Here is a 13,179-nt window from a genome sequence, read left to right on the forward strand (position 1 = left end):
TAACTACTGATCCACAGACAGGTTATTGTTGTTCAACAGGTTATCGAGAATCTGGTTGTTATCTGTCAGCCCGAAAGTCAAGTCACTGTTCTGCACCACAATAGTCTGGTCGGGCGACGTGAAATCACCGCCGTCGGCGTCAATCACCACCCGGGTATCATCGGCGGCGCCGTCGGCATCAAAATCACCCAGCGTCAGTTGAATAAAATCCGCCAGGGAGGCCTCCGGGTCTTCCTCACCATTGAGGAGATCGCGCAGATCGAGCACATCGCCATCCGCTGTAGAAAAATCGACAATTGTATCCGTACCGCCGTCGGCGTCAGCGGCAGCCCAGGCAAATACGTCGGCCCCGCTTCCTCCGCTCAGGCTGTCGGCTCCGCTACCGCCAAGCAGAATGTCATCGCCGTCGCCGCCAAATAAAATATCATTGCCGGCGTCGCCGATCAGTGTGTCGTCACCGGCGCCGGCCACCAGTGTATCGGCGCCGTTGCCGGCCACGAGAATTTCATCTTCTCCGGTGCCCGTCAACGTATTGCCGTTGACAACCACAACATCGGCCCTGGCGGTATCCTGGTCGCCGCCCTCGCTAATCGTGTAATCAAAGCCCGCCAGGCGATCGACAGACACCCACAGGTCGTAGTCGCCGCTGTCGGCATTGCTAAAAGAGGTAATCTGCAGATAGTACTCACCATCGGCCTCGGCGGTGTACTCCAGATAGGCGTCCCGTGCGTTTGCCGAGCCCGCTCCCCCCAGCGAAGCCGGCGCGTCATCATTCGAACTGATTAGGTTACCGGCGCTGTCGTAGAGAAAAATAACGGTGTCCACACTGACATCGGCACCGCCGTTGGCATGGCCGTTATCGATGTCAAAGATAACCCGCTCACCGCGATCCAGGCTGATTTTGATCCAGTCCTGATCTTTGCCACCGGCCGCCACCAGCTGCCCGGAGTACTTGACACTCAACATGGTGGCATCGGCAACATTAGCCGCATCGGCAGCGCCGACAAAACCAAACTCGGAGCGGTCGATCTCCGTGGCGGTGGCGAGGCTGCCGTTAAGTTCATTGGTCTCGCTGTCGGCGGGGTTCTCGACTATCTCACCGGCCTCGGCCTTGGTAAAGGAAACCACACCGCCGGCAAAAGCCACAGTGCCGCCGTTGGCGTTGGACACACCGGTGACTTGCTGCGCGCCGTTGCCCGAATCATTGTTCAACAGCGCCAGGCCGGGAATCTCAATCACCGGCCCCTCGTCGACGTTGGTTAGAATAATGTCCCGGTTGGCATCGAGGTTCGCCACATAGTCCAGGGTCACCACCATATCGATGGTGGTGGTGTCGCCGTCGCCGTCGACGACACTGAACGTAATGGTTTCCTGTTCGCCCTGGATCGTCTGATCCAGACTGACATAGTAACGGTATTCGCCGGTAACAAAGTTAAAATCCAAAAACGCGCCTTTGGGCGTATTGATGGTCGTGCTTTGCGCATCGCCCGGCGTATAGGTGTAAACGACGCCGTCGATGGTAATGGCATTGATGTAACCGCCGTCGGCACCGGTGATCACACCATCGCCGCCGGTGCCCGCCAGAATGGATATGTCACCGGCCACAACACCGCCGTCGATGGTGCTCAGCAACGTGGACGCCAGGTCTTCGGCATTCGACAGCGTGATCGCGTAATCTTCGTTGCCATCGTTGTTGCCGTCGTCGTCGGGATAGGCCACCGGCTGCAACGACCCTAACCCGGCATCGCCGATACCGATGCCGAAAGAGAGGTCCACATTATTGTCCTGTAAGAACTGAATCCAGCTGGCTTCACCGGCCGCATCAATTTCATTGCCGGCGGTGGGTTCGCCGTCGGAGACGAAATAGACAACCGTCTTATCGGCCGGCGGCGGCGCGTAACCGGACATGACCTCATTGAGCGCGGCATCGTAAGCGGTCTCACCACCGGTCGCCACCGCCTGGAGATAGTCCACCGCACCGTTGATATCATCCACATACCAGGCGGACTTGTTGGCGGCATCGGCAAAGTCGACAATCTGTACATTGACGTTGCCGGCTTTGTCATAGGCATCAAACAACTGCTCAAGCGCATCCTTGGCGATATCCATACGCGTGCGGCCGTTTTCGTCGCTGTTCATGCTGCCGGAGCGGTCGAGCACAATCACCAGGTTGAAACTCGAGGCGCCGGAACCATCGTCGAGCGTGACATTGATATCGCTGCCCTGGGGAGCATCGTCCAGTATATTCACCGAGAGCGTGGAACTGGCCGATTGCCCGGTTAAGGTATTCTCAACGGTGTAACTGAAGGCTTCCAGATCATTGACACCTTCGGTGGCACTGGTTTGTAACACGTACTCATAATCACCGGCCTGCTGGCCGGCGACAGCCGCGGTATAGACCGTCAGCACACCCAGCGGCGTGGTCACCGTGATAATGCCGTCGCCGTCGCTGTCGGTCTGTCCCGCCACTTCGGTAATTTGGGTGACCGCACTGATGCCGGTGTCGTTATCCAGTAAATTACCGCTGGCGCGGGTCGCCGCCACGCCCGCTTCGGTGCCGGTGGGCAGACCGGCTTCACTGACCTCAGCCGCATCGGCATTGCCGCCGAGCAACTCGTGTTGCACGGAAAGCACTGCAGTATCGGTATCGCCGTCGATATCCGACAACTGATAGGTAAATTCATCCAGGGGCAAAGATGAGTTATCAACGCCAAATCTCAAGCCGTTGACACGGATTAGTGAAGTGTCGGCTTCAACGACAATGTAGCGAATCGTGTCCAGGCCGGCGTCGATATTAGCGGCGGCCGCCTGTGACGGATCACCGGTAACAGTGCCATTGGTCACCAGGTTACCGTTTTCATCGAACGCATACCAATCGGCGGATTCGATCGGACGGATACTGGTAAAATCAACAATGGCCAGTGACGAATCGGCGCCTAAATCGAGCACCAGGTATTCGCCGGGACCCAGTTTGCCATCGCCGTTGCCACCTTCGACACCGAGCCCGTCCTGGTTGGTTCCGGTTGCGTCATCAAAAGTTACTATGTCAGAGGCACTGGCATTGAGTTTTGTCAGGTCGAGGCCGCCACTGATATCATCGCCGACAAATGGCGTGGTATCGCCGCCGCCATCGTTGTCAAAGCCATAGTAACCGACACCGACAGCGTCCCAGTCCGCGGCATCCGGTCCCGACACAATGTCGGAAAACAGTGTCGACAGGTAGCTGTAGTTTCCGCTCTGATCCATACTCAGCACACCGCTGTCGGTGGTAATGGTCCAGGTCCCGGTATTACTGTCGAATACGCTGCTAACAGGGGTGCCGTTGTAGCTGACGTTCGTTATCTGTACAGGGTCGGCGCCGGTGGTATCGGTGCCGCCGGGGCCGGTAATCACATTGCCGATGGCGGTGGCGCCCAGGCCGACGCTGTCGCTGTCGTCGACAGCAATGGGGGCAGTATCGGCAACGTCGATAATCACCGTTGTCCAATCACTGGTGTCTGCGCCGTCGGAGGTGCGATAGGTAAAACTGTCCTGCAGTACATCCGCCGCGCTGTGATCGAGACTTGCCGGTGCGGTATAACTAAATGAACCGTCCGCATTTACGATCACACTGCCGCCCAACGCTGTAGCAATGGAGGTTACGCCGTCTACCGCCACAGCCCCTGCGCCAGAGGTATCGACGGCAACTTCAGTTACGGACAGCGCAGAGCCTTCGGCGTCGGTGTCATTATTCAAGACGCCGGCGGCGGCATCGATCGTCAGACTGTCGCCCTCGCTCGCGGAATAGCTATCCACCACAGCCACCGGCGCATCGTTGACACCGGTGACGGTGATGGTAACGGTGGCCGGTGCGCTGACGGTACCGTTATTGTCGGTGGCCGTGTAGGTAAAACTGATATCGCGGCTGGCGCCAGGGGCCAGATCGTCAAAGTCGCTGCCCGGGGTAAATGTGTAACTGCCGTCGGCGTTAAAAACCAAGGTGCCCGCCGTGACACCGGTCACCAAGGCATAACCAGTAGCATTCACCGTACCATCGACGTCGGTGGCCGCCGGTACCGCGCCGTTTAATACCGTGTCCTCATCGGTGCTCGCCGCCGCGGCACTCGCGATAGGGGCATCGTTGGTCCCCGTCACGGTAATCGTAACGGTGGCCGGTGTACTGACGCCGCCGTTATTGTCGGTGGCCGTGTAGGTAAAACTGATATCGCGGCTGGCCCCCGGGGCCAGATCGTCAAAGTCGGTGCCCGGCGTAAACGTGTAACTGCCATCGGCGTTAAACACCAAGGTGCCCGCGCTGACATCGGTCACCAACGCGTAGCCATTGGGGTCGATGGTGCCGTCCACATCGGTCGCCGCCGGCACCGCGCTGTTTAATACTGTGTTTTCCTCCGTGCTGGCCGTCGCCGCACTCGCCACTGGTGCATCGTTGGTGCCCGTCACCGTAATCGTGACGGTGGCCGGCGCACTGACGCCGCCGTTATTGTCGGTGGCGGTGTAAGTAAAACTGATATCGCGACTGGCCCCCGGGGGCAGATCGTCAAAGTCGCTGCCCGGCGTAAACGTGTAACTGCCATCGGCGTTAAACACCAGGGCACCCGCGGTGACATCCGTAACCAATGCATAACCGTTGGGATCAATGGTGCCATCGATATCGGTCGCCGCTGGTACCGCGCCGTTTAATACTGTGTTTTCTTCAGTGCTGGCGGTGGCCGCACTCGCCACCGGCGCATCATTGGTCCCCGTCACGGTAATCGTGACGGTGGCCGGTGCACTGACACCACCATTATTGTCGGTGGCCGTGTAAGTAAAACTGATATCGCGACTGGCCCCCGGGGGCAGATCGTCAAAGTCGCTGCCCGGCGTAAACGTGTAACTGCCATCGGCGTTAAACACCAAAGTACCCGCGCTGACATCGGTCACCAACGCGTAGCCATTGGGATCGATGGTGCCATCGATATCGGTCGCCGCCGGCACCGCGCTGTTTAATACTGTGTTTTCCTCCGTGCTGGCCGTCGCCGCACTCGCCACCGGCGCATCGTTGGTGCCCGTCACCGTAATCGTGACGGTGGCCGGTGCACTGACACCACCATTATTGTCGGTGGCCGTGTAGGTAAAACTGATATCGCGGCTGGCACCCGGGGCCAGATCGTCAAAGTCGCTGCCCGGCGTAAACGTGTAACTGCCATCGGCGTTAAACACCAAGGTGCCCGCGCTGACATCGGTCACCAACGCGTAGCCATTGGGGTCGATGGTGCCATCGATATCGGTCGCCGCCGGCACCACGCTGTTTAATACTGTGTTTTCCTCCGTGCTGGCCGTCGCCGCACTCGCCACCGGCGCATCGTTGGTGCCCGTCACCGTAATCGTGACGGTGGCCGGTGCACTGACACCACCATTATTGTCGGTGGCCGTGTAGGTAAAACTGATATCGCGGCTGGCACCCGGGGCCAGATCGTCAAAGTCGCTGCCCGGCGTAAACGTGTAACTGCCATCGGCGTTAAACACCAAGGTGCCCGCGCTGACATCGGTCACCAACGCGTAGCCATTGGGGTCGATGGTGCCATCGATATCGGTCGCCGCCGGCACCACGCCGTTTAATACCGTGTTTTCCTCCGTGCTGGCGGTGGCCGCACTCGCCACCGGCGCATCGTTGGTGCCCGTCACCGTAATCGTGACGGTGGCCGGCGCACTGACGCCGCCGTTATTGTCGGTGGCGGTGTAAGTAAAACTGATATCGCGACTGGCCCCCGGGGCCAGATCGTCAAAGTCGGTGCCCGGCGTAAACGTGTAACTGCCATCGGCGTTAAACACCAGGGCACCCGTGGCGACATCCGCAACCAATGCATAACCGTTGGGATCAATGGTGCCATCGATATCGGTCGCCGCCGGCACCGCGCCGTTTAATACTGTGTTTTCTTCCGTGCTGGCGGTGGCCGCACTCGCCACCGGCGCATCATTGGTCCCCGTCACGGTAATCGTGACGGTGGCCGGTGCACTCACGCCGCCGTTATTGTCGGTGGCGGTATAGGTAAAACTGATATCGCGGCTGGCGCCTGCCGCCAGATCATCAAAGTCGCTGCCCGGGGTAAACGTATAACTGCCGTCAGCGTTAAACACCAAAGTACCCGCCGGCACATCAGTAACCAAGGCATAACCGTTGGGGTCCACAGTGCCATCCACATCGGTCGCCGCCGGCACGGTGTCAACCAAAACGGTATTCTCTTCAGTATTACCGGCGGCATCGGCCGCCAAAGGGGGATCATTGAATCGCGCAATATTACTGATGCCAGTCGCGCTAGCCGTGTTAGTGCCGTCGCTGACCTGGACGGTAACCGGCAGGTTTGTCAGGCCAAGCGCATCACTGTTGATCGCATCAACGCCGGCCTGCGTCAACAACACATCCGTGCCACTTATCTCGAAGTAGCCGTTGGGATCATTTGCCAGCGTATAGGTCAGGCTGTCGCCATCCACATCGACAGCGCCGATAGTGGCGATCACATCGCCGACGGCGACGCCATTTTCCGCCATATCATTGATCGATAAAGACGCCGAGGGCGCATCGTTGACGGCGGTTACCTGGAAGGATACAGACCCCGTTATTGAACTATTGCCGTCACTCACGCTGTATGTCAGAACGCCGGCATCAACACCGTCGTAAGCAGGCCCGGGGCCATCAAATTGCAGACCCTCCAATGCCTCTGCACTCAGCACCTGACCACTGACCACAGGCGAGCCGTCGGCAAGTTTTACCGTGCCGACAGTCGGCAAGCCGGTTACTGTAATAGTCAACTCGGCGCTGTCCACATCGGTCGGAGCACTCAGTCCCAAACCCACATTTGCCGCCGTTTCCACCACGGCGACAGTGGCGGTGTCCACCACCGGTGCATCGTCGGTGGCAATGACAGAAATATCAACCGCCCCGTTTACCGTTTCAGTCCCGTCACTCACGCTGTAAGTAAAACCACCGACATCATCGCCGTCATAGGCCGCACCCGGGCCGCTGTATTGGAGGCCTTCAAACTGCGTCGCGGTCAATACCTGGCCGACCGCAACCGGGGTCCCGTCAGCCAGCGTCATGCCACCTTGGGACGGCAAACCGGTTACCGTGATCGTCAGGCTGTCACCGTCGGCATCGGTCGGTGCATTGACGCCAAGGTCGACGTTGGCATCCATCTCGCCAACACTGAGCGCAGCGCCGGTGATTTCGGGTGCGGTATTTTGTGCGGCCAGTAAGTCATTGCTGTCCCGGCCGCTGAGTTCATCCGCTACAACGGTGTTGCTAAACCCGAAACCCGTGGTTTCAAAACCGCTGTCGGGTGTTACCTGTTCATTGGTGTAAAAAATGCGAATACCGGGGATCCCCGCAGCCGCTGAATCACCGGGACCTTCTTCACCTGCAGCGGCGGGCGGCAGCAAGTCTTCAATACTGCGACCTTCAGCCAGCGCTTCGGCCAGCAAATCAAAATTAACAGGCTCGGCATCCTCGGCAGTACGTTGTTCTTCGAGCAGGGCTTCCAGGCGGTCGAGGAGTGCCTGGTCGAGGGTCAACAGTCTGTCGTGCCCGATATTCACCACCGCACCGTTGGCAAATTTCAGCAGCACGGCACTGGCACCCAGTGTTTCAAGTGTATCGCCCAACTGTATCGACTGGCCGCCGCTCAGCGGCCGGCTCTGATCACCACCCGGGGCATACATCACCTCACCTTGAAAGGCAGTCACCACCGCCAGCGGTGCCTGGGTTGCAGATTCATTCGATTGATTGTCAGTCATAATACACCTACCTCAAGAACTAACATCGCCTCACGGCGGTAAACGTTGTGGCAAAATCGGGCTCAACTGCCGATATTGTCCAACAACTCACCCATAGCGTTGTAGATTCGGTACTGGGCAAACAGTTTGTCGTAGCCCGCCTCAACCAATGCTCGCTTCGCCTCTACCAGCTCGTTTTCGGTATTGAGCAGGTCCAATAGCGTACGCTTGCCGATATTGAACTGCTTGGTATAGGCCGATTTGGTGTCGAGCGCAGCTTTCACATGCAACTCCAGATACTTCATTTGTTCGGTCACCGCCTGGTAGGCACTCCAGGACAAGCGCGCACTTTCGACGACCTGGCGGCGCGTATTGTTGCGAATCTCCCGGGCCTCCTCGCGCAGGTGGGCAGTCTGGCGCCGGCGCGCGGAATCGCCGCCGCCGTTGTAAAGGTTGTACCGCAGGCGCAGGGCAACGATTAAAGCTTCATCGTCACCTTCGACGCCACCGATATCCTGATCGAAATTTTTCTCGGCCTCTAACTGCAACCGCGGCCAAAACGTGCTTTTGCTGGCCTGGTACTGCGCCTCGGCGGCATCGATGTCGGCGTTGGCGGACATCAGTGTCGGATGGTTGTCCGTGGCTTTCTGCAACGCGGCCTCCAGGGAGCCGGGCAGCGCCTGCTCGATACTCGGTTTGGACAGGTCGGCGACATCGGGTAGAGCACCGATTACCCGAAAAAAATTGGTTCTGGCATCCAACAGATTGTTCTGCGCCGCAATTGCATTGCTATGGGCCAACGCCAGGCGTGCGGTAATCTGGTCCAGGTCCGCTTTGCTGCCGACACCGGACCTGTTACGCAATACCATCTGATCGTGAATGTTCTGGTGCTGGTAGAGCGTTTCCAGGGCGAGCTTGCGCAGTTCATCGCGTCGCAATACATTCAAATAAACTTCGGTAGTGCGCAATGCAATATTTTCACTGGCGGCCCGGGCCGCGTGCAGGGAACTGTCGGTGCGGGCCTCCTGGCGCTCCACCTCAGAGCGCGTGGCAAAGCCGTCAAACACCAACTGTCGCGCCTGGATCGAGGCTTCCTGCCGCGTCAGGCGAACCTTCTCGTCGTCGGTAACGGGCGAGCGGGATTCCTCCCGCCCGATACCGGCGGCAAGATCGAGGTCGGGCAGATAACCGGCTCTGGCCTGCCCGATTTCTTCCCGCCGCGATGCGAGTTGTTGACGCGCAGCCAATATTTCCGGATGCGAATCCAGGGTCCGCTGTACTGCCTCCTCCAGCGTCATGGCGTAGCCGTGAATATGGCCGAGGCAAGTCAGGAAAACGACCATTCCAAGTTTTGTCAGCTTTCTTCCTAATGTGGTCATTGACGAAATAAATCCCCCACGATTCAATACGTTAGTAACATTATTCACCATAGCTCAATATGCCCGCGGGCACCGGCGTAAACGCGGTGCCGCCATATCCATAACGCATAAAAACGGCGTTTTAAGTTTGCTTTGTTATATCCGGATGGGCTAATGCTGGATATTTTTTATCGCCTGACAGACTTAGCTGTCGCTATGCAGTTATCAGGCCAAGGGCTCAGTGCGGAAACACAAAAAGGCTTAATTGTCTTTAAAAGCCGTTAAGTTGTGACAAAACTGTAACAATTTCCTGACTGCCCGCCGCGAAAAAGTAACGATGGGAGGTTGTTGTTGACAACCGTTTGCCGTTTTGCGGAGGGCAATGACAAATATCTCGACAGCTTTCTCGGGGATGATGGAAAAAATACCGACAGCTCGAAATGGCTATGATTCGCGCCGGCACCATTGGTCGCATAGACAGACCGGCGAAAAAACAGCCCTAGCGTTCGCGCAGGGCCAACTGTTTGGTTTTCAATACCGGTTTCAACAGATAATCGAGCACCGTTTTTTTACCGGTCAGTATATCCACTCCCGCTGTCATACCGGGGATAATCGGCAGCGGGGCCGAGGCGGGCCCCAGGTAACCGCGCTCGGTCTGTACTTTTACCAGGTAAAAGCTTTCGCTGTTTTCATCGACGATGGTATCGGGGCTGATATGCACCACTTCGCCCTCCAGACCGCCGTGAATGGAGAAATCATAGGCGGTGAATTTGACCATAGCCCGCTGTTGCGGGTGTAAAAATGCAATATCCGCGGGCCTTATTTTAGCCTCGATCAACAGGCTGTCCTCGCTCGGGACGATCTCGACAATATCCATACCCGGTTGAATCACGCCGCCGATGGTTTTTACGAACAATTGCTTGACGGTGCCCGCCACCGGCGACCGTACCAGAGTGCGATCGACCCGGTCCTCGAGCGCACCACTGGTTTCGCTGAGACGGGAAAGCTCGGCGGTCGCCTCGTTCAGCTCCTGATAAGCCTCGCTGCGAAAAGCCGATTCGGCGTTGGACAGCTTTTGCCTCGCCTCCTGCAAACTCGACTCGGCCCGGGGAATGGCCAACTTCGCACCTTCGAGTTCGCCGGCCATATCGTTGAGCTGCCGCTCCAGCCGCAGTAACTCCACTTGTGAAATGGCGCCCTCTTTTGCGAGGGGGCGGGTCATGACCAATTCACTGTTGAGCAGGTCGAAACTGCGCTGTAACTGGTTTTGCTTGGCGCGCAGTTCCGAGAGTTCCTGGCGCCTTTGCGAGACCTGCTCCACCAGCACCTGGTTGGCGCTGCGCATTTCCCGGCGCCGCGATTCAAACAACGCCAGTTCCTGGGCGGCAACCGACTGGCTGATATCGGGCAGACTCTCGGAAGTAAAAGTATCGCCCTCGGCTTCAGCCCGCAGGCGTGCCACCTTCGCACGCAGCTGGTCCAGAGTGACCCCTGCCTCGCGCAGCGAAGAGGCGAAGCGGGTGTCGTCGATACGTAACAGCGGTTGATCCCGTTGTACCGTTTGCCCCTCGCGGACATACAGCTCGGCGACAATACCACCCTCCAGGTTCTGGATCACTTGCAGGTAGCTCGAGGGAATGACTTTGCCCTCGCCGCGGGTGAATTCGTCCACTTCCGCCCAGGCGGCCCAGACAATGGCGATCAAAAAGAAGCCGGCAATGGCCCACAACAACTGCTGGCCGCCCCTGGGGCTCTGCTGCAATACCGCCGCCGCCGCGGAGGACATATAGGACAAATCCTCCTCACGACCCCCGGGGCGACTTTCAAACCAACGCCGTTTGCCGATCCAACTGCGCAGTCGGCCCGGCGCCGCGGTGGTGGTTTCAGGCAACACGTAACTGTCCTTTTTTCAATGCCGCAAGCACCGACTCCTTCGGGCCATCGGCGAGGAGCTTGCCGCGATCGAGCACCAAAATCCGATCAACCAGCGACAGCAGGGATGTCTTATGGGTAACCAGCAGCAAGGTTTTCTCCTGCAAATGCTCGTGCAGTTGACGCAACATCCGCGCCTCACTGCTGTGATCCATCGCCGTGGTGGGCTCGTCGAGCAGGTACAGGGGCGGATCGTTCAACACCGCCCGCGCCACACCGATACTCTGGCGCTGCCCGCCCGACAGCGCCTCGCCGCGCTCGCCCACCGGGCGCTGGAACCCGAGCGGATGGCTGTTGATAAACTCATTCAGTCCGGCAATTTCCGCCGCCCGCACGATCTGCGCATCGTCGCAGTGGGGAGCGCCAAACGCGATATTGTCTTTGATACTGCCGAAAAACAACGTGATATCCTGTGACACGTAACCGATGCTGCTGCGCAAATCCGCCGGGTCAATTTGTTTGATGTCGATGTCATCCACCAGTACCGCACCCTCCTGCGGCTGATAGAGGCCCATAACCAGTTTCTGCACCGTCGATTTACCTGAGCCGATCCGCCCGATCACGGCAACCCGTTCCCCCGGTGCAATTTTAAAAGAGACGTTATCGAGCGCCGGCACCTCTTCACCGGGATAACAAAAACTGACTTTGTCAAACTGAACGCCGCCGCGCACATCCGGGCGTTGGATAAAATGCCGGTCGGCGTCGCGCTCCTGCGGCTTGTTGACGATATCGTCCAGCGACCGCAGCGCCGTCTGCGTCTGGTGATAATTAACCAGCAGGCTGGCGACCTGCGCCATGGGCGCCAGGGCGCGGGAAGTCAACAATACGCAGGCAATCAGGGCCCCCACTGTCAACTCTTTTTCGGCGATCAGGTAGACCCCGGACACTACTACCACCACCGAGGTGAACTGTTGCACGGCGCCGGCGACGGTGGCCGCGGAGTTGGACAGGGTTCGCGTCTGCTGCCCCCACTGCGCCAGATGTCCCACCGACTTTTCCCACAGCCGTTGCAGGCGTCCTTCCGCCCCCAGGGTTTTCACCGTTTCTATTCCGGTCAGGGTTTCGACCAGGGTGGCATTTTTTTGCGCCGAGGACTGGAACGTCTGCTCGACCGCCCGCCGCAGCGGCCCCTGCACGAACAGACCGTAGCCGATGATCACCGGAATTGCCAACAGCGGCCCGAATACCAGCGGCCCGCCGACGTAGGCGATAACCGCCAGGAACAGCACGACAAACGGCAGGTCGATAAACGCCGTCACGGTAGAAGAGGTAATGAAATTGCGCACTGATTCAAACTCGCGAAACTGGCTGGCAAAGGCGCCGACCGACGCCGGCCGATCCGCCAGCTTCGCCCCCAGCACCCGCTCAAAGATCAGCGACGACAGCAATATATCCGATTTTTTACCGGCAACCTCGATAAAATAGGCACGCAACGTTTTTAACAACAAGTCGAAACCGTACACAATCGACACGCCGATGGCCAATACCCACAGGGTTTCGAGGGCGGCATTGGGCACCACCCGATCGTAGACATTCATCACGAACAGCGGATTGGCGAGCACGAACAGGTTAATCAGCAATGAGGCCAAGAGCACATCGCGGTAGATGCGCCAGGACTTCGCCATCACGCCCCAAAACCAGTGGCCCTGTTGCCGGCGTCTGCCGGCGCGGGTTTCCAGCTCCCGGGTGCGGGCGTCGAAGCGATATTGCGGTCGGGTAAATATCGCATAACCCGAATAGTGCCGGCCCAAGTCATCGACACTGCATCGGCGCTCGCCCCCCGACTCGGACTCGAGCAGCCGCGCCACGCCGCGCTCAGCATCCAACTCTACCAGCACTGCCGCACGGTTGTCGTCCAGCAGCACAACGGCCGGTAAAACCAAGTTGGATAACTGCCCGAGCGGGCGCGCTACAATCTTCGCGCTAAAACCCGCCCGGGCGGCGGCGCGCACAAACAATTCCGGGGTCAGACATTGCTCAACAAGCGGCAGGCCGGCGGTCAATGCCGTCGCCGAACAGGGGGTCTGCTCGAGTTTGCACAGCAACAGCAGGCACTCCAGCAGCGGATCGTGAAACGTATCCGCGGGCGCCGGCGGCGCTTGTTTTGCAGCTTCCTGTTTCATGCAGGCTCGTTCTCTAT

The 13,179-nt window shown here is 58.6% G+C and carries 4 protein-coding genes; all 4 read right to left on the reverse strand.

Features of this window, described 5'->3' with window-relative positions; genetic code table 11:
- Window positions 1-3: 3 nt before the first annotated feature.
- The 4 genes from FKG94_RS03380 to FKG94_RS03395 all read right to left on the reverse strand — a co-directional run bounded on the left by FKG94_RS03380 (window position 4) and on the right by FKG94_RS03395 (window position 13,162).
- Complete coding sequence (locus tag FKG94_RS03380) at window positions 4-7,770, reverse strand: retention module-containing protein (RefSeq protein WP_142902789.1); 7,767 nt, start codon at window positions 7,768-7,770, stop codon at window positions 4-6.
- A 62-nt stretch (window positions 7,771-7,832) separates the two neighbouring features.
- Window positions 7,833-9,128, reverse strand: a complete 1,296-nt coding sequence (locus FKG94_RS03385; protein ID WP_246124895.1) for a TolC family outer membrane protein — start codon at window positions 9,126-9,128, stop codon at window positions 7,833-7,835.
- Between the two features lie 478 nt (window positions 9,129-9,606).
- Window positions 9,607-11,001 carry an HlyD family type I secretion periplasmic adaptor subunit gene (locus FKG94_RS03390; protein ID WP_246124898.1) on the reverse strand — a complete coding sequence of 465 codons (1,395 nt, stop codon included), beginning with the start codon at window positions 10,999-11,001 and terminating at the stop codon, window positions 9,607-9,609.
- On the reverse strand, window positions 10,991-13,162 hold the full coding sequence (locus FKG94_RS03395) for a type I secretion system permease/ATPase (protein WP_142902790.1): 2,172 nt from the start codon (window positions 13,160-13,162) through the stop codon (window positions 10,991-10,993). Before FKG94_RS03395 ends, FKG94_RS03390 begins: the two co-directional genes overlap by 11 nt.
- Window positions 13,163-13,179 lie beyond the last annotated feature (17 nt).

Origin of the sequence: Exilibacterium tricleocarpae (genome assembly GCF_007004655.1) — a bacterium.
GTDB classification, from domain to species: domain Bacteria; phylum Pseudomonadota; class Gammaproteobacteria; order Pseudomonadales; family Cellvibrionaceae; genus Exilibacterium; species Exilibacterium tricleocarpae.